Below are 18,714 nucleotides of genomic sequence, written 5' to 3'. Positions count from 1 at the left end.
CGCCCAGCCGGGGGCCGCGGGGGGGCGGGGCGCGGTTTTTTGGGCTGGCCGCCGTGCCGGGCCCCGCGCCCCCCCCCCCGGTGTTGTCCGGGGCGCCCTGGCCCCGCGAAAGGGGCGCGGAGCGGCCCCAACTTCTTATTCCCCGCGGATGTACTGCTCCAGTTGCAGGATCAGGTTGGCCTGTTCGGCAATGGTTTCCTTGACCAGGTCACCGATCGACAGCAGGCCGAGCAGCTCGCCGTTGCTGACCACCGGCAGGTGGCGCAGGTGGCGGTTGGTCATCAGGTTCATGCAGTACTCGAGGTTCTGCTTGGGCTCGACCGTGACCACCGGCGCGCTCATGATCTCGCGCACGGGGGTGGCGGCGGAAGAGCGGCCCTTGAGCACCAGCTTGCGTGCGTAGTCGCGCTCACTGACGATCCCCACCACCTGGTTGTCTTCCAGCACCGGCAGCGCGCCGATGTTCTTTTCCGCCAGCAGTTTCAGGGCGTCGAGCACCGAGTCGTCAGGGCCGATGGTGTAGACGGTCTGATGTTGTGACTTGGTCTTGAGCAGTTGTTCGACGTTCTTCATACGGGCCTCTGCAGGGTGGAAAAATCGCTGGGTCGATTTAACTAAAGCATCCGGTATGCCGACCTGCACGACAATGCAGGAAACGGCATCGACGCGATTGAAAAACGTCATGCAAGACACGGCACTGCCCCCCGCTCCCACCAGGCCTGCGCTGTCTTCGCAGACACCGCCGTACCTGTGGGAGCCGGCTTGCCGGCGATTAGCCGGACAAGCAATTCAAGACAGTTGGCTCCCACCAGGCCCGCGCAGTTTTCACGGATACCGCCGTACCTGTGGGAGCCGGCTTGCCGGCGATTGGCCGGACAAGCAATTCAAGTCAGTCGCTCCCACAGTCCACTTAGGCTTGGCCGCTACAGCTTAGGCAGCTGCCCGATCCGCGCGACCATCTCGCTGACGATCTGCAAATCGAGCATGAACTGCTCCACGGTCTTGAACTCGTTGTCGTTGTGCCCGGTGTACTTCACGTTGGGCATGGCCAAGCCGAATTGCACCCCGTTGGGCAGGTCATGCACCGACGTGGCGCCGGCGGAGGTGCCGAATTCGTGGGGCAAACCGAGATTCTGCGTCGCCACGTCGAGCAGGGCCTTGACCCACTCGCCTTCCGGGTTGCGGTACATCGGCTCGTCGAGGCTGTATTCGAAGGCCACCGAGGTATGGCTACCACGCGCCCAAGTGCCCAGCTTGTCGGCCAGCTCGTCCTTGATCGTGGCGATCGGCTTGCCTTTCGGAATGCGCAGGTTGACTGCGAGCTTCAAAGCCTTCTGGTCAAGGCCGACGTAGGTCAGCGAGGCGGTCAGCGGGCCCATGAATGCATCCTCGAAGCCCACGCCCAGCTTCTTGCCCAGGTAGTCCAGGCCCCAGTTGTCGGCTGCGTAGCGGGCGGCGTCGGTGATGTGGTTGTGCTTGAGCGGTACTCGATCACCCAGGCCATTGAGGAAGTCGAGCATGCGCGCCACCGGGTTGACCCCCGACTCCGGCTCCGAGGAGTGGGCCGAGACCCCGGTGACGGTCAGGATCACCTCCTTGCCGGCCACCTTGGCGTCGATGGTGAAGTCGCCACCGTTGCGCTTGACGTAGTCATCGCCCGCTTTCTTCAGGCCCTCGGCCAGTGCGGCCGGGTTGTCGCCGAGCAAGGTCGCCACCGAGGTGGAGGGGATCTGGTTGGTGGCCAACCCGCCTGTCAGCTGGGTGACTTCGGCGCCCTTGCCGGTGGCCGGGCGTCGACGGAAGCTGGCCATCACGGTGCCGTAGCCTTTTTCGGCGATCACCACCGGGTAGCCGCCGTCCAGGGCCAGGTTGTAGTTGGGCTTGGGGTTGCGGGCGAAATAATAGGGGATCGCCTCGCCGGTGGTTTCCTCGGTGGTGTCTACCAGTAGCTTGAACTGGCGGGCCAGCGGCAGCTTTTCATCCTTGGCCACTTTCAAGGCGTACAGCGCCACGACGATCCCGTTCTTGTCGTCCTCGGTGCCGCGGCCATACATGCGGTCGCCCACCAGGGTGACCTTGAACGGATCCAGGCGCGTGCCGTCCTCGAGCTTCCAGTTGTCCGGGTTCACCGGCACAACGTCGGCATGGGCATGGATACCGACGACTTCCTTGTCGTTGTCGCCCAGGGAGATTTCATAGACCCGGTTGTCGACGTTGCGGAAGGCCAGCCCGAAGCCCTCGGCCAAGGCCTTGATCTTGTCGGCAATCTTCAAAAACTCGGGGTTCTCGTGCTGTGGCACGCCCTCAACCTGGAAGGTCGGGATGGCCACCAGTTCACGCAAGGTCTCGGTGGCGGCCTTACCGTACTTGATGCGGGTGTAGAGGCCCAGCAGGCGGTTGATTTCATTCTGCTGGTCGGCCGACAGCGGCTTGTTGGCCAGGTAGACCTTTACCGTGTCGGCCAGGTTGTCTGCCTTGGCCAGGTCGCTCTCTGCCAGTTTGCCCAGGAACTGGCGGAAGCCAGCCGGGTCGCTGCCATCGTAGGCCTTGAGAATGGCGGCAGATTGCTGTGGCGTGAGGTTGGCCTGGGCATGGCCGGCGAACAGCCCAAGGCTTGCGAGCAATAGCGTTGCGGTGGTGAATTTTTTCAGGGTCATGGGTCAGCGCAGTCCTTCGCAGAGCATGGAAAAGGTACCCGTAGGAACGGGAAGGCACCCACGCTAACACCAATGACCCGCCTCAGGGGAGAGGCACAATGGCACTGACGCACAAACGAAAAAGCTGGGAAGTCTTCGAAGGGCTGCTCTAAATCCCTATCTGCCAGAACGGATCTTCTTGCCAATCACTCGGAAAGCCCATGGCATGTAATGGGACTTCCGGAAACTCGGCCAGTAAATCATGAAGACGACGATCCCAGCTGGTATGAGGGCTCACGTGGCGCATCAGTAAGTTGAGGATGCACAGAACGGTGAATACACGGGCATGCGGACCAGGATGTTGGAGGTGCTTGGGCCAGAGGAATGTGGCTTCGTTTTGAATAACAAGCCCGCGCCTTATTAGCAATGCCAATTGCTCGGGAACACTGATAGCGGGCTTGAGGAAGCGCTTTATAGGGAAATTGGCCAGGCAAAAAAAAACCGCTCAATTTGTGCATGGTTGCCGAAGCAGCCAGAGGCATGGCGGGTGTGTTGTGGTCAAGGTTATGGAGCTGTGCCCCGTTTTGCAAGGAGATTGACGCTGTGCTGATCGGTGGAGATGTAAACGCATCTTGCAAGGCTTCAGCACAAACGAAAAAGCCCCGGGAATTCTCCCAGGGCTTCAGGTATGGCGCACTCGGCGGGATTCGAACCCACGACCCCTGCCTTCGGAGGGCAGTACTCTATCCAGCTGAGCTACGAGTGCAACGGGGCGCAATGATACCCATCTCCTTAGGTGGCGTCCATCGCCTTGATCTGTAGCTCTTTTTGCCACAGGGCGGTGGCGCATGCCTTGGCAAGGCAACGCTCGGGGAAACGGGCTTGCCTCGTCATAAGGGCGCCATAACCTTATTCGATATCGGTATTTCCTGAACCGCTCTTATGCTCGCTATGCTCTGGTCACAACTTGTTATAACAAGTATCCCTATAGCGAAGAGAACCATGGCCGAATTGCTCCCCTTGTCCCCGGTACCGCTTTATACCCAGCTCAAGGAAGTGCTGCGCGAGCGCATCCTGGACGGCACCTACCCACCCCACAGCCGTATGCCGTCGGAAAGCGAGCTGGGCAAGGCGTTCGACGTCAGCCGTATCACCGTACGCCAGGCCTTGGGCGACCTGCAGAAGGAGGGGCTGATCTTCAAGATCCACGGTAAAGGCACCTTCGTGGCCAAGCCCAAGGCGTTCCAGAACGTGACCCACTTGCAGGGGTTGGCCGAATCCATGACCCAGATGGGCTACGAGGTGCTCAACCGACTGCGAAGCTTTCGCCATGTGCCGGCCAACGCGCTGGTGGCGGCGCGGCTGCAGGTGGAGGAGGGCAGCCTGGTCACCGAGATCCGCCGTGTGCGCTTGATCAACCGCGAGCCGGTGTCGCTGGAGCTGACCTGGTTGCCCCAGGCCGTGGGCGAGAAGCTGGAAAAGGCCGACCTGGCCACCTGCGACATCTTCCTGTTGCTGGAGAACGAGTGCGGCATCCCACTGGGCCATGCGGACCTGGCCATCGACGCGGTGCTCGCCGACCGCGACCTGACCCAGGCGCTGGAGGTCGAGGAGGGCTCGCCGATCATGCGCATCGAGCGCCTCACCCACGCCGCCGACGGCACGCCGCTGGACTTCGAACACCTGTACTACCGCGGCGATGCCTTCCAGTACCGCCTGCGTATCGACCGCCAGAAAGGAGCCAAGGCATGACCATCGACACCCGCGACTACGACATCATCGTCATCGGCGGCGGCACTGCCGGGCCCATGGCGGCGATCAAGGCCAAGGAACAGGACAAGACCCTGCGCGTGCTACTGCTGGAAAAAGCCAACGTCAAGCGCAGCGGTGCCATCAGCATGGGCATGGATGGCCTGAACAATGCGATCGTCCCCGGCCATGCGACGCCGGAGCAGTACACCAAGGAAATCACCGTGGCCAACGACGGCATCGTCAACCAGGCCGCCGTGCATGCCTACGCCACCCACAGCTTCGAGACCCTCGAACAACTGGACCGCTGGGGTGTGAAGTTCGAGAAGGACGAAACCGGCGACTACGCGGTGAAGAAGGTCCATCACATGGGGGCCTACGTGCTACCCATGCCCGAGGGCCACGACATCAAGAAAGTGCTCTATCGTCAGCTCAAGCGTGCGCGGGTCGAGATCAGCAACCGCATGGTCTGCACCCGTGTGCTGCTGGACGCCGAAGGCGCTGCGGCCGGGGTGATGGGCTTCGACTGCCGCAGCGGCGAATTCCAGGTGATCCGCGCCAAGGCGGTGATCCTCGCCTGCGGCGCGGCCGGGCGCCTGGGCCTGCCGTCGTCGGGCTATCTGATGGGTACCTACGAGAACCCGACCAATGCTGGCGATGGCTATGCCATGGCCTATCACGCCGGGGCGGAGCTGGCGAACCTGGAATGCTTCCAGATCAACCCGCTGATCAAGGACTACAACGGCCCGGCCTGCGCCTATGTCACCGGCCCCCTGGGCGGCTACACGGCCAACGGCAAGGGCGAGCGCTTCATCGAGTGCGACTACTGGAGCGGGCAGATGATGTGGGAGTTCCACCAGGAGCTGGAGGGTGGCAACGGCCCGGTATTCCTCAAGCTCGACCACCTGGCCGAGGAAACCATCCAGGACATCGAGCAGATCCTGCACAGCAACGAACGCCCCAGCCGTGGCCAGTTCCATGCCGGGCGCGGTACCGACTATCGCCAGCACATGGTGGAGATGCACATCTCCGAGATCGGTTTCTGTTCCGGGCATTCGGCCTCGGGCGTCTGGGTCAACGAGAAGGCCGAGACCAGTGTGCAAGGCCTGTACGCCGCCGGTGACATGGCCGCGGTGCCGCACAACTACATGCTGGGTGCGTTCACCTATGGCTGGTTCGCCGGGGTCAACGCCGCCCGCTACGTGGCCGGGCGCGCGCTGGCCGACGTGGACGCGGCCCAGGTGGAGCGCGAGCGCGAGCGGGTGTTCGCCCCACTGCGGCGTGAGCACGGCCTGCCGCCGGCCCAGGTCGAGTACAAGCTGCGGCGCATGGTCAACGATTACCTGCAGCCGCCGAAGGTGACCAAGAAGATGGAGATCGGCCTGGCGCGTTTCGCCGAGATCGAGCGGGACCTTTCGCAGATGAAGGCCGGCAACCCCCACGAGCTGATGCGCGCCATGGAAGTGAGCGTGATCCGTGATTGCGCCGAGATGGCGGCGCGGGCCTCGCTGTTTCGCGAGGAGAGCCGTTGGGGGCTGTATCACCACCGGGTCGACTTCCCCGAGCGCAACGATGGCGAGTGGTTCTGCCATTGCCATCTGAAGAAGGGTGAGGACGGGCGGATGACCAGTTTCAAGAAGCCGGTCGAGCCGTACCTGATTGCCCTGGATGCCCAGGAGCAGAGCGCATACGACCGGCTGCGGGTGAAGGCCGATGCTGCGTGAACGGGGCCGCTGTGCGGCCCAATCGCGGGGCAAGCCCGCTCCCACAGGCCGGTCGCCGTTTGGATGACTCCACCGTACCTGTGGGTGCGGGCTTGTCCCGCGATCGGGCCGGCAGCCTTTCGAAAATCAAGCATGTGAACCACAGGCGTCAAGGAGCCCTGAAATGGCTTACCAACCCCAAGAAATCTTCTTTCGCAGCAATGCCCCGGTCACCATCGACGAAGACAAGTGCATCGCCGAAAAAGGCTGCACCGTCTGCGTCGAGGTCTGCCCGATGGACCTTCTGGCCATCAACCCGGCTACCCAGAAGGCCTACATGGCCTTCGACGAATGCTGGTACTGCATGCCGTGCGAAAAGGATTGCCCGACCGGCGCAGTGAAGGTGGACATTCCCTACCTGCTGCGTTGACCCTGAGCTTTGAGCGAAAGAGCCGCCCATGACTGATCGAACCGACAACCCCGAGATCCTCGAACTGCTGCCCCGCCTGGCCGATGCCGACGCAGGCGTGCGGCGCATCGCCCTGATCGAACTGGCCGACTTGGAAGACGCGGACGGCCTGCCCTGGCTGACCGACGCCTTGTTGGTGGACAGCGACCCCGAGGTGCGCGCCGAGGCTGCGCGTTTGCTGGAAGCCTGGGAAACACCCGAGGTGGTTCAAGCGCTGTGCGCGGCTTTGGCCGACGTTGCCGAGCCGGTGCGCCAGGCCGCGGCCCAGAGCCTGAGCGAACTCAAGTCCGTGGAGACCGGCCTGCTCATCCTGCCTTGGGTCACCCATGCCGACGGCTTCGTGCGCGCCAGCGCGCTACGGGCGCTGCGCGAGTTGCGCCTGGAAGAGGCGGCGTGCCCGGCCTTGAAAGCGCTCGATGACCCGGAGGCTGCCGTACGCCGTGAGGCCGTGGGCATCCTCGGCTGGCTGAAACACGCGCCCGCCTTGCCGGCCCTGGCCCGGCTGGCCGCTGAGGAGGCGGACATCGAGGTGCGCCGCGCCGCGATCGGTGCACTGGGGCTGGCCCGCGATGTCAGTGTGCTACCGGCGCTGGTCACGGCATTGCGCGACGAGGCCTGGCAGGTACGCGAGGAGGCGGCCACCACGCTGGGCAAGGTCGGCCTGGGCGAGGCGGGTCCGGCCTTGGTCGAGGCGCTGGAGGACGCTTACTGGCAGGTGCGCCTGCGCGCAGCCCGGGCCTTGGGGCGACTGCGCCACGGCGAAGCGCTGGAGCCCTTGGCCGATTTGCTAGACCACGGCATCGCGAACCTGCGCAAGGAGGTCGCCCTGGCCCTGGGCGAGCTGGGCCAGGCCCGGGCGTTGCCTGTGCTGCAGGCCGCCGAAGCCGATGGTGACCCGGAAGTGCGCAAGGCCGTGCGCATTGCCCTGGCTCAGTTGCAAGGCGCGGTGTGATGGACGCGCCGAGCGCCGTGCGCAACCTGCGTGGGCAAGGCGAGCTGACGTTTCAGTGGGGCGAAACCTTGCAGGTGGTCAGCCATGCGCGGCTGCGCGGCGCCTGCCCTTGTTCGCAATGCCGGGCGGCGGCGTTGCGGGGTGGGATCGCCCTGGTACGCGAGGATGTGCGCGTAGTGCGTGTCGAGTTGCAGGGGTATGGGGTGCAGCTGGTCTTCAGCGACGGGCATGACCGGGGCATCTACCCTTGGGCCTATCTGCACAGCCTCGGGTGAGGCTGCGCAGGCCGTCGGTCCCAAAGCCGTTCTTCCTTCAAGACACTGGGCTAACCTTTACTGGCCTCATCGCCGGCAAGCCGGCTCCCACAGGGTTCAGTGGCAAGGAGCGGCCACCGGTGTTCAACCGTTCGTTCTTTTTTTCGAACAGCCTATTGTCCAACACCCCAGCAGCCGCTTAGCATTCCGTTTGAGATTTCAAACGCTCGATGCCCAGGCGTTGAACACCCCTGGTGCAAGAATTCCTGATGGCGCCCCTGGGGCGCCTTTCAACAATCAATAATTAGCCCCGTCCGTGCACGGTGCTTTCAAGGGAATCCGACATGCAGCTCAAAGACGCTCAGTTGTTCCGCCAGCAAGCCTTCATCAACGGTGAATGGCTGGACGCGGACAACGGTCAGACCATCAAGGTGACCAACCCGGCCACTGGTGAAGTCATCGGTTCCGTGCCGAAGATGGGCGCCGCCGAAACCCGCCGCGCCATCGAGGCCGCCGACAAGGCGCTGCCGGCCTGGCGTGCGCTGACCGCCAAGGAGCGTGCCGGCAAGCTGCGTCGCTGGTTCGAGCTGATGATCGAGCACCAGGACGACCTGGCCCGCCTGATGACCACCGAGCAGGGCAAGCCGCTGGCCGAAGCCAAGGGCGAGATCGCCTACGCCGCCTCGTTCATCGAGTGGTTCGCCGAAGAAGCCAAGCGTGTCTACGGCGATGTCATCCCGGGCCACCAGCCGGACAAGCGCCTGATCGTCATCAAGCAGCCAATCGGTGTTACCGCGGCCATCACCCCGTGGAACTTCCCGGCCGCGATGATCACCCGTAAAGCCGGCCCGGCCCTGGCTGCCGGCTGCACCATGGTCCTCAAGCCTGCCTCCCAGACCCCGTACTCCGCCCTGGCCCTGGTCGAGCTGGCCAACCGTGCCGGCATCCCGGCTGGCGTGCTGAGCGTGGTCACCGGCAGCGCTGGCGAAGTCGGCGGCGAGCTGACTGGCAACTCCCTGGTTCGCAAGCTGTCCTTCACCGGCTCGACCGAAATCGGTCGCCAGCTGATGGAAGAATGCGCCAAGGACATCAAGAAGGTTTCCCTGGAGCTGGGCGGCAACGCCCCGTTCATCGTGTTCGACGACGCCGACCTGGACAAGGCGGTCGAGGGCGCGATCATCTCCAAGTACCGCAACAACGGCCAGACCTGCGTCTGCGCCAACCGTATCTATGTGCAGGACGGCGTCTACGACGCGTTCGCCGAGAAGCTCAAGGCTGCCGTGGCCAAGCTCAAGATCGGTAACGGCCTGGAAGAAGGCACCACCACGGGCCCGCTGATCGATGGCAAGGCCGTGGCCAAGGTCCAGGAGCACATCGAAGACGCAGTCTCCAAGGGCGCCAAGGTGCTGTCCGGCGGCAAGCTGATCGAAGGCAACTTCTTCGAGCCGACCATCCTGGTCGACGTACCGAAGAGCGCTGCCGTGGCCAAGGAAGAAACCTTCGGCCCGCTGGCCCCGCTGTTCCGCTTCAAGGACGAGGCCGAAGTCATCGCCATGTCCAACGACACTGAGTTCGGCCTGGCTTCGTACTTCTACGCCCGTGACATGAGCCGTGTGTTCCGTGTCGCCGAGGCCCTGGAGTACGGCATGGTCGGCATCAATACCGGCCTGATCTCCAACGAAGTGGCGCCGTTCGGTGGCATCAAGGCCTCGGGCCTGGGCCGCGAAGGTTCCAAGTACGGCATCGAGGACTACCTCGAGATCAAGTACCTGTGCATCAGCGTCTGATCACGTACTGATTTTCCCTCTGCCAGCGGGGCGCGAGAGCGACGTCTCGCTGGCCTTTTTGACACCGCAGTACCTGGTGGCCAGGGCATCCACGACAGTCGATCAACGAATACTGTGCGTGGGTGCACCGAACCACCCCCGAATAACAGCGCCATCTTGAGTCGGCGCGAATGAGGGCATTATGAGCAAGACCAACGAATCCTTGATGCAACGCCGTGTCAACGCCGTCCCACGTGGCGTTGGCCAGATCCACCCGATCTTCGTCGATACCGCGAAGAACTCGACCGTGATCGACGTTGAAGGCCGCGAACTGATCGACTTCGCCGGCGGCATCGCAGTACTGAACACCGGCCACCTGCACCCGAAAGTGGTCGCGGCTGTGCAAGAGCAGCTGACCAAGGTCAGCCACACCTGCTTCCAGGTGCTGGCCTACGAGCCCTACGTCGAGCTGTGCGAGAAGATCAACTCGATGGTCCCAGGCGACTTCGCCAAGAAGACCCTGCTGGTCTCCACCGGTTCCGAAGCCGTTGAGAACGCCGTGAAGATCGCCCGTGCCGCCACCGGCCGCGCCGGCGTGATCGCCTTCACCGGCGGCTACCACGGCCGTACCATGATGACCCTGGGCCTGACCGGTAAAGTCGTGCCGTATTCCGCTGGCATGGGCCTGATGCCGGGCGGCATCTTCCGCGCTCTGTTCCCGAGCGAGCTGCACGGCATCAGCGTCGACGACGCCATCGCCTCGGTCGAGCGCATCTTCAAGAACGACGCCGAGCCGCGCGACATCGCCGCGATCATCCTCGAGCCGGTACAAGGCGAAGGCGGCTTCCTGCCGGCGCCGAAAGAGCTGATGCAGCGCCTGCGCGCCCTGTGCGACCAGCACGGCATCCTGCTGATCGCCGACGAAGTCCAGACCGGCGCTGGCCGTACCGGTACCTTCTTCGCCATGGAACAGATGGGCGTCGCGCCTGACCTGACCACCTTCGCCAAGTCCATCGCTGGCGGCTTCCCGCTGGCCGGTGTGTGCGGCAAGGCCGAGTACATGGACGCCATCGCCCCGGGCGGCCTGGGCGGCACTTACGCCGGTTCCCCGATCGCCTGCGCCGCGGCCCTGGCTGTCATCAAGGTGTTCGAGGAAGAGAAGCTGCTCGACCGCAGCAAGGCCGTGGGTGAGCGTCTGACCACCGGCCTGCGCAAGATCCAGGAAAAGCACCCGATCATCGGTGATGTCCGTGGCCTGGGCTCGATGATCGCCGTGGAAGTCTTCGAGAAAGGCACCCACACCCCGAACGCTGCCGCCGTCGCCCAGGTTGTGGCCAAGGCGCGTGACAAGGGCCTGATCCTGCTGTCTTGCGGCACCTACGGCAACGTCCTGCGTATCCTGGTTCCGCTGACTGCGGAAGATGCGCTGCTGGACAAGGGCCTGGCGATCATCGAAGAGTGCTTCGCCGAGCTGGCCTGAATGTGACCAGCGTCAGAAAAAAACCCGCTTCGGCGGGTTTTTTTATGCCCAACGCCAGAGCGGAGCGCTATCGTTGTGCCATGGATGTGCTTGGATGCTGCGATAGATCGCATTATAGAGGATTGCCAGGAGTCGCCGATGAGCGCTGCAAACCCCACCCCGCCTTGTGTCCTGATTGCCGAAGGCGACCCCTGGGTGCGCGACATGCTTCGCGAGATGCTGCTCAGCGTGCGTTGCGATGCACGCTTGCAAGTCTGTGCCAACGGCCCCGAGGCCCTGGCCGCGCTGGCGAGCAAGCCTGACCTGATCATCGCTGCCCGTGAGCTGGCTGGCGTCGATGGCCTCGACCTGTTGCGCAACGTGCGCGCCAAGGGGCACAAACCCGCGCTGCCGTTCATCCTCATGAGCGAGCGCAACGACAGCGCCAGCGTGCACGAAGTGCTGCCGTTGCACCCCACGGCCTACCTGAGCAAACCCCTGGACCTGGACAACCTGCGCCAACGCCTGGAGAAACTGCTGGAGGTCGGCGAAAAGATCGCCTGCCCGGTGGCGCCATTACCGCCGGGGATCACGTTGCCGGCCTACCTGGAACAACGCAGGGCCAGTGCCGATGGTGGCCCGTTGTTCGCCGATGTGCAGGTGGCGATCAAGCGTGCGCTCGATCCTCAGGGGCTGGACCTCAAGCTGCTCGAACAGGAGCTGCGCAACGACCCGCAGATCACCGCCGTGCTGATTGCCGCCGCCAACAGCGCCGCCCTGCACAGCGAAGTGCCGGTGCAGACGCTGCTGCAGGCGCTGGGCAAGCTGGGCAGTACCCAGAGCATGAACCTGATCCTGGGCTTGACCCTCAAGCGCAGCGCACGCCTGAGCGACCCGCTGCTGGCCGACTCTGCGGCCCGTTACTGGGACCTCTCGCTGCACACCGCCGAATATGCGCGCAGCCTGGCGCGCCTGCTGGAGCTGGAAGAGGAGCGGTGCTACTGCGCGGGGCTGCTGCATTGCCTGGGCGACCTGGCCGTGCTGCGCTGCCTGCAGGAGTGGCGCCTGGCCGGTGGCGAGCTGGATGAAGACCAGGTGCAACGAGCGCTCGATGAATACGGCGCCGCCTTCGGTTCGGCGCTGCGCACGCGCTGGCGCTTGCCGTTGGGGCTGCGCGAGCTGATCGCGGCGATCTACCAGCTGGGCGGCGGGGTGTATTCGCGGGAGATCCTGGCCATGAACCTGGCCGGGCAGTTGTCGCGGTTGCCGGCCGGGCAGGGGCTGGAGAAAGTGGCCGGCAACAAGACAGCCCGGTTGCTCAAGCTGGGGGTGGCGGAGTTGAGCCGGCTGCGCAAGGTCGAAGGCTGAATCTCAGGGGTATACCAGTACCGCTCCAACCGCGGAATTTGCAGGCCCTTGTGGGAGCGGCGGGACGGCGACGCGACTTGTCATTAGGCCGGCACTGGCCTACACCCGAACGATTTGGTTCTTGCCCTGGCGCTTGGCCTGGTACATGGCCGCATCGGCGCGGGCGAACAGGGTGTCGATGCTGTCGTCTTCATCGGTCAGCCCGGTCACGCCCTGGCTGACCGTAACGCCATAGGTTTGCGCCCCATGGCTGAAACGCTGGCGCTGGATTTCCCGTTGCAAGCGACCGGCGATCTGTTCGGCGATTTCGGCACTGCAACCAGGAAACACGGCGGCGAACTCCTCGCCACCGATGCGTCCGAACAAATCCCCCCGGCGTAGCACGGCGCGGCCGCTGTCGGCGATGCGCTGCAGCACCTGGTCGCCTTCCTGGTGGCCATAGCTGTCATTGATACGCTTGAAATCGTCGATATCCAACAACAGGAAGGCCAAGGGCGTGCCTTCCTCACGGGCGGTTTCCAACGCCTGGCAGGCGCACTCGAAGAAGTGCCGGCGGTTGCTGCTCTGGGTCAGCACATCGGTGGTGGCCAGGCGTTGCAGCTCGCCTTCGAGCTGCTTCTTTTCGGTGATGTCCTCGGCGATGCCGACGATGATCACCCGCTGGTCCGTCTCGCGCTGCTGGTTGACGTAGCACTTGTCGCTCAGCCAGCGTATCTCGCCGGCTGCATTGATGATGCGGTACTCACGGTTTTCCACCGCGCCATGGAGCAGCACCTGCGCCAGGCTGTGCTCGGCGTATTCGAGGTCGTCAGGGTAGATGCTGTCGCGCCACTCGTTGTAGTCGGCCAGTACCAGGCTGGCGGGTCGGCCGAAGATGCGCTCGTAGGCGGGGCTGACGTAGAGCACCTGGTGGGTTTCCCAGTCGAAGGCCCAGAGCACGGCGTTGACGCTGTCGAGCAGCGAGCTGTAGAGCTGCTCGCGTTCGCTGAGGCGGGCGACTTCACCCTGGGCATGGAGCAGGGCGAGCAAGGTCTGGGCGGCTTCCGGCGGCGCAGTGCCGGGCAAGGTCGGTGTGAGGTCTTTGGCCATGAGCACGGAGCGGTTCTCGGCATTGAAGCGTGCGGCCACGATCCGGCCCGCCACGCGGGCGATATGCCGGGTTTGAGTCGGGAACAGGCGGCGAAGTTCCGGCCGGCACGCCCTTGGGCAGGGCGTGCCGATCAACGGCGATCAGGCCCCGGTAGGGCGCAGGGAGTAGGTCTTGAGCTGGCCGGCGAAGTCGCGCAGGGCCTGGATGCCGCTCGCCTCGGCCTCGTGCACCCAGTCTTTCATGGCGGCCAGCATGTCGTGGCCGTTGGCGCTGGTACGGGCCCAGATCTGTTGCAGGGCCAGGCGTTTCTCGTAGATGGTCTTGAGTGCCTGGCTGTGGGCGAGCATGGATTCGATGCGTACGTGATGACGGTCTTGCAGCAGGCTGGTTTCACGCGACAGCAGGCGTTTGGCATGGCGCAGACGATGGCGCACCGACGTGTCGACCCGCGCCAGCTCCTGCTTGACCAGGGGCGCGATGACCAGCTTGCGGTACTGGGCCATGATCTGGAAACGGTTGTTGAGGATCGCCATGGCGGTGTCCATGTCCAGGTGCGCCTTGCCTGCGACCCGGTGGGCGATGGGCGCCACGCGCTGCACCTTGGCCAGGCGTAGCAGGCACAGCAGGCGAATCCACATCCAGCCCATGTCGAACTCCCAGCGCTTGACCGAGAGCTTGGCCGAGTTGGGGTAGGTGTGGTGGTTGTTGTGCAACTCCTCGCCACCGATCACGATGCCCCAGGGCACCAGGTTGGTGGCGGCGTCGCGGCATTCGAAGTTGCGGTAGCCCAGCGCGTGCCCCAGGCCGTTGACCACGCCGGCGGCCCAGAACGGAATCCACATCATCTGGATCGCCCAGATGGTGATGCCGATGGTGCCGAACAGCAGCAGGTCGATGACCGCCATCAGCGCGATACCACCGAGCTTGTAGCGCGAGTAAAGGTTGCGCTCGATCCAGTCGTCCGGGCAGTTCTTGCCGTAGATGCGCAGGGTCTCGGGGTTGCGTGCCTCCTCGCGGTACAGCTCGGCGCCCTTGCGCAGCACGGTGCCCAGGCCCTTGTGCACGGGGCTGTGCGGGTCGTCGGGGGTTTCGCACTTGGCGTGGTGCTTGCGGTGTACGGCCGTCCACTCACGGGTGTTCTGCGCCGTGGTCAGCCACAGCCAGAAGCGGAAGAAGTGCTTGAGCCCGGCGTTGAGCTCCAGGGCACGGTGGGCGGAATAGCGATGCAGGTAAATCGTGACGCTGATGATCGTCACATGGGTCATCAGCAGGGTGACGCCGACCAGTTGCCAGGCCGACAAGTCGAGTAGACCGTAGTACCACATAGGTGTAGAAACCCTCGAAAAAACAGGGAAACAGCGCTGGCATTATCCCTGGGTGGCGAAATAAAACCAGTCGACCTTTCCGCTAGCAAGTCACGGCATGTTTCAGCCTTTATAATGCCCCATTATTTTTCATGGGCTTACCCACCCGACATGTCTGTTTCCGTTCGCGACGCCTTGCGCATGGCTGCGTTGTACCTGGTGTTCTCGATGCTCTGGCTGGTGGCGTCCGAGTACGTGTTGCAGGGCTCGTTCCTGGACCCGCAGCAGTTGGCGGCCGGGCGCAAGGCCAACGTGTTCATGTGGGTGCTGGTCAGCGCCGCTTTGATCTTCATCTCGCGGGCCCGCTTGCTCACGTTCATCGGCATCGGTGCACGCCTGCGCAGCGAGGACCGCGAACGCCTGCGCATGGCCGCGGCGGTGTTCGACAGCACCCTCGAAGGCGTGCTGGTGACAGACAGCAGTGGCCTGATCGTGCACGTCAACCGTGCCTTCATGCGCATCACCGGCCACAGCCGGGACGAAGTCATCGGCCAGCGCCCGAGCAAGTTCAAGTCGGGCCGCCATGGCCCCGATTTCTACCAACAGATCTATGCCGCGCTGGCGGAAAAGGGCGAGTGGAGCGGGGAGATCTGGAACCGGCGCAAGAGCGGTGAAATCTACCCGCAATGGCAGACCATCTGTGCGATCCGCGACGACAGCGGAGCCCTGAGCCACTACGTGGCGGTGTTCAGCGACATCAGCGCGATCAAGCATTCTGAACAGGAACTGGCCTACCTGGCGCACCACGACCCGCTGACCGGCCTGCCCAACCGCCTGCTGTTCAGCGACCGTGCCGCGCAAGCGCTGGCCAGCGCCCAGGCCCAGAAACGTGGCTGTGCGTTGCTGCTGCTCGACCTCGACCATTTCCAGAGCATCAACGAAGGCCTTGGCCATACCGTGGGCGATCAGTTGCTCAAGCTGGTGGGCGAGCGCTTGCGCGAGGCCGTGGGCAGCGGCGTGACCCTGGCGCGGCTGGGCGGTGACGAGTTCGGCGTGCTGGTCGAGGGCTGCGAGCAGGTGGCCCACGCGGCGACCCTGGCGCAGACCCTGTTGGAGCGCATGCGCGAGCCGTTCATCTTCGACGACCAACACCTGTTCATTGGCATCAGCATCGGCATCAGCCTGTTCCCCAGCGATGCCCAAAGCGCCGCGCAACTGCTGCGTAACGCCGACGCGGCGCTGGGCAAGGCCAAGCACAACGGCCGCGCCTGCTATGCGTTGTACACCGAGGAACTGACTGCCCATGCCCAGCATCGGGTCGAGACTGCCGGCGAGCTGCGCAGGGCCCTGGAGCATCAGGAGCTGCGGGTGTTCTACCAGCCGGTGCACGACCTGTTCAGCGGTCAGATGGTTGGCGTCGAGGCGCTGGTGCGCTGGGAGCACCCCACCCGTGGATTAGTGTCGCCGGGAGAGTTCATTCCCATCGCCGAACGTACCGGCCTGATCGCCGAGATCGATACCTGGGTGCTGCACCAGTCGTGCAAGCAAATGGCGCAGTGGCAGCGTGAAGGGCGTCTGTTGCGTTTCGTCGCGGTGAACATATCCGCCCGGCTGTTTGGCCAGCGCGAGCTGTACCGGCAGGTGGCGCAGGTGCTGCATGACACAGGCCTGGACCCTGCGCTGCTGGAGCTGGAAGTGACCGAGAGTGCGGTGATGGAGGACCCGGAGGTGGCCCTGGAGCAGCTGCACCGGTTGCGCGAGCTGGGGCTGAACCTGGCCATCGATGACTTCGGTACCGGCTACTCGTCGCTGTTGCGGCTCAAGCGCCTACCGGTGCAGAAGCTCAAGATCGACCAGGGCTTCGTCGCCGGGCTGCCCGACGACGAGGACGATATCGCCATCGTCCGGGTGATCATCGCCCTGGCCCGAAGCATGGGCATGCAGGTGCATGCCGAAGGGATCGAGCAGGCCGAACAGGCACGGTTCCTGTTGGAACAGCAGTGCGATGTGGGGCAGGGGTACTGGTTCGGGCGGCCGGTGCCGGCGGGGGTGTTGTGGGAGCGGGCTTGTCCTGCGATCAAGGGCGAAGCCCTTGCCAGGCGACGGTGATATTGGGCCAGGCCTAATCGCGGGACAAGCCCGCTCCCACAGGAGGCCTGCATCATCCAACAGATGAACGCGGCATTCGCGGGTAAACCCGCTCCCACACTGGCTGCAAAAAACCTACCGCTTGTTCAACCCCTTGGCCAGCCGGTCCCCGCCCAGCTGGATCACCGCCACCAACGCCACCAGCATGGCGATCACGGTCAGCATGATCTGGCTGTCGAACCGCTGGTATCCATACCGGTAGGCGATGTCGCCCAGCCCGCCAGCACCGATCGCGCCGGCCATGGCCGAGGAGTTGATCAGCGTCACCAGGGTGATGGTGAAGCCACCGACGATACCCGGCAGCGCCTCAGGCAGCAGCACATGCCAGACGATGTGCCAGCGCCGGCAGCCCATGGCTTGGGCGGCCTCCACCAAACCGTGGTCGACCTCGCGCAGGCTCACCTCGGCGATACGGGCGAAGAACGGCGTGGCGGCGATGGTCAGTGGTACAACCGCGGCCCAGACACCGTAGGTGGTGCCGACCACCAGGCGGGTGAAGGGGATCAGCGCGACCATCAGGATCAGGAACGGAATCGAGCGGAACAGGTTGACGATGGCGCCCAGGGTGCGGTTCAGCAAGGGGGCCTCGAAGATGCCGCCCTTGTCGCTGGTCACCAGGAACACCGCCATCGGGACACCCACCAGCAGCGCCACCAGTGATGACACGCCCACCATCAGGAGCGTGTCGAGCAAGCCTTCGAGCAGGCGATCAAACCACATAGCCCAGTACCTCCGCGTCCTCGGCCCAATTGCGGGCACGTTCGAGCAAGTGCGATACCTCATGGGGCGAGCCCTGCACCGACAGGATCAACTGCCCCAGGGCATGGGCGCCGATGGTCTCTATGCCGCCTTGAAGCAGGCGCACCCGCCCGCCCAGGTCGCTGAGCAGGTCCGACAGTGCCGGCTCGCCCAGCAGGCTCAGGCGCAGCACCACGGCAGCTCCTTTCCCAGGCTCTGCACGCAGGCTGGCCTGTAGTGCGGCCGGCAGCCTGGCTTGCAAGGGTGCCAGCAGGGTCCGGGTCACTTCGTGCCGAGGTGTGCCGAACACCCGCCAGACCTCGCCCTGCTCGACGAGCTCGCCGCGCTCGAGCACCACGACTCGGTGGCAGATATCGCGGATCACGGCCATTTCATGGGTGATCAGCACCACGGTCAGGCCCAGGCGCTGGTTGATATCGCGCAGCAGCTCGAGGATCGAGGCGGTTGTTTCCGGGTCCAGGGCCGAGGTGGCTTCGTCGCACAGCAGGATCTCGGGGTCGTGCACCAGCGCGCGGGCGATGCCGACACGCTGCTTCTGCCCGCCGGACAGCTGCGCTGGGTATACGGAGTGCTTGTGCGCCAGGCCCACCAATTCCAGCAACTCGCGCACCTTGCGGTGGCGCTCGGCCTGGGGCACACCGGCCACCTTCAGCGGCAGCTCGATGTTCTGCCACACCGTCTTGGCCGACATCAGGTTGAAATGCTGGAAGATCATGCCGATACGTCGGCGCAGGGCGACCAGGCGCTGTTCATCGAACGCGGCGATGTCCACCTGGTCGATCAGCACCCGACCCTGGCTCGGCCGCTCCAGGCGGTTGATGGTGCGCAGCAAGGACGATTTGCCGGCACCGCTGCGGCCGATGATGCCGAAGATTTCGCCGCGGCGGATGTTCAGGTCGATGCCGTGCAGTGCGGGCTGCTCCTGGCCGGGGTAGGTCTTGCCCAGGCCGATGAAGCGCACATGGGCTTCGTTGACCTCCGGGCGCAGGGTGTGCTGGCGGGCCAGGGCCGGCGGTAGGTTCGGAAGGGGTGCCCCGAGGGCGTTGGCGCTGCTCAT

At 64.4% G+C, this 18,714-nt stretch carries 15 protein-coding genes and 1 tRNA gene; 9 read left to right on the top strand and 7 right to left on the bottom strand.

Features of this window, described 5'->3' with window-relative positions; genetic code table 11:
* Positions 1-135: 135 nt before the first annotated feature.
* The 3 genes from ACNFG0_RS20505 to ACNFG0_RS20495 form a co-directional block, all read right to left on the bottom strand.
* Positions 136-573, bottom strand: coding sequence for a CBS domain-containing protein (locus tag ACNFG0_RS20505; protein ID WP_196146817.1), 438 nt, complete (start codon positions 571-573; stop codon positions 136-138).
* 350 nt (positions 574-923) lie between these two features.
* The gene (locus ACNFG0_RS20500; RefSeq protein WP_416766178.1) at positions 924-2,657 is read right to left on the bottom strand and encodes a dipeptidase; all 1,734 of its coding nucleotides are present in this window, start codon (positions 2,655-2,657) and stop codon (positions 924-926) included.
* Between the two features lie 668 nt (positions 2,658-3,325).
* A tRNA-Arg gene (locus tag ACNFG0_RS20495) sits at positions 3,326-3,402 on the bottom strand.
* 236 nt (positions 3,403-3,638) lie between these two features.
* Here ACNFG0_RS20495 and ACNFG0_RS20490 point away from each other — a divergent pair.
* From ACNFG0_RS20490 to ACNFG0_RS20455, 8 genes are all read left to right on the top strand, one after another.
* Positions 3,639-4,388, top strand: a complete 750-nt coding sequence (locus ACNFG0_RS20490; RefSeq protein WP_196146815.1) for a GntR family transcriptional regulator — start codon at positions 3,639-3,641, stop codon at positions 4,386-4,388.
* Positions 4,385-6,109 carry a fumarate reductase/succinate dehydrogenase flavoprotein subunit gene (locus tag ACNFG0_RS20485; protein ID WP_196146814.1) on the top strand — a complete coding sequence of 575 codons (1,725 nt, stop codon included), beginning with the start codon at positions 4,385-4,387 and terminating at the stop codon, positions 6,107-6,109. Before ACNFG0_RS20490 ends, ACNFG0_RS20485 begins: the two co-directional genes overlap by 4 nt.
* A 163-nt stretch (positions 6,110-6,272) precedes the next feature.
* Positions 6,273-6,518, top strand: a complete 246-nt coding sequence (locus ACNFG0_RS20480) for a 4Fe-4S dicluster domain-containing protein (protein WP_043208219.1) — start codon at positions 6,273-6,275, stop codon at positions 6,516-6,518.
* Positions 6,519-6,546: 28 nt separating this feature from the next.
* Positions 6,547-7,509: a HEAT repeat domain-containing protein gene (locus tag ACNFG0_RS20475; RefSeq protein ID WP_416766177.1), complete on the top strand. Its 963-nt coding sequence runs from the start codon at positions 6,547-6,549 to the stop codon at positions 7,507-7,509.
* Positions 7,509-7,784 (top strand): gamma-butyrobetaine hydroxylase-like domain-containing protein, encoded by a 276-nt coding sequence (locus ACNFG0_RS20470; protein WP_416766176.1) that lies wholly within the window; start codon positions 7,509-7,511, stop codon positions 7,782-7,784. The genes ACNFG0_RS20475 and ACNFG0_RS20470 overlap by 1 nt, the downstream gene beginning before the upstream one ends.
* A gap of 323 nt (positions 7,785-8,107) precedes the next feature.
* Positions 8,108-9,550, top strand: a complete 1,443-nt coding sequence (gabD, locus tag ACNFG0_RS20465) for an NADP-dependent succinate-semialdehyde dehydrogenase (protein ID WP_196146811.1) — start codon at positions 8,108-8,110, stop codon at positions 9,548-9,550.
* 181 nt (positions 9,551-9,731) lie between these two features.
* Positions 9,732-11,009: a 4-aminobutyrate--2-oxoglutarate transaminase gene (gene gabT, locus ACNFG0_RS20460; RefSeq protein WP_196146810.1), complete on the top strand. Its 1,278-nt coding sequence runs from the start codon at positions 9,732-9,734 to the stop codon at positions 11,007-11,009.
* 138 nt (positions 11,010-11,147) lie between these two features.
* Positions 11,148-12,356 (top strand): HDOD domain-containing protein, encoded by a 1,209-nt coding sequence (locus ACNFG0_RS20455; protein WP_196146809.1) that lies wholly within the window; start codon positions 11,148-11,150, stop codon positions 12,354-12,356.
* A gap of 99 nt (positions 12,357-12,455) precedes the next feature.
* On the opposite strand, the gene ACNFG0_RS20450 is transcribed toward ACNFG0_RS20455, so the two are convergent.
* On the bottom strand, positions 12,456-13,487 hold the full coding sequence (locus ACNFG0_RS20450) for a sensor domain-containing diguanylate cyclase (RefSeq protein WP_328305956.1): 1,032 nt from the start codon (positions 13,485-13,487) through the stop codon (positions 12,456-12,458).
* A 99-nt stretch (positions 13,488-13,586) separates the two neighbouring features.
* On the bottom strand, positions 13,587-14,771 hold the full coding sequence (desA, locus tag ACNFG0_RS20445) for a delta-9 fatty acid desaturase DesA (protein WP_196146808.1): 1,185 nt from the start codon (positions 14,769-14,771) through the stop codon (positions 13,587-13,589).
* 150 nt (positions 14,772-14,921) lie between these two features.
* Here desA and dibA point away from each other — a divergent pair, with 150 nt between their 5' ends.
* Entirely contained in the window at positions 14,922-16,859 is a 1,938-nt protein-coding gene (gene dibA / locus ACNFG0_RS20440; RefSeq protein WP_416766175.1) for a phosphodiesterase DibA, read from the top strand.
* Positions 16,860-16,973: 114 nt separating this feature from the next.
* On the opposite strand, the gene ACNFG0_RS20435 is transcribed toward dibA, so the two are convergent.
* Entirely contained in the window at positions 16,974-17,618 is a 645-nt protein-coding gene (locus tag ACNFG0_RS20435; RefSeq protein ID WP_196146806.1) for a methionine ABC transporter permease, read from the bottom strand.
* Positions 17,608-18,714: a methionine ABC transporter ATP-binding protein gene (locus ACNFG0_RS20430; protein WP_416766173.1), complete on the bottom strand. Its 1,107-nt coding sequence runs from the start codon at positions 18,712-18,714 to the stop codon at positions 17,608-17,610. Before ACNFG0_RS20430 ends, ACNFG0_RS20435 begins: the two co-directional genes overlap by 11 nt.

This window comes from Pseudomonas sp. NY15372, assembly GCF_048068215.1.
Lineage (GTDB): Bacteria > Pseudomonadota > Gammaproteobacteria > Pseudomonadales > Pseudomonadaceae > Aquipseudomonas > Aquipseudomonas guariconensis_A.
Note: the sequence above shows the minus strand (reverse complement) of the source record. Positions and strands in the feature narration are given on the sequence as shown.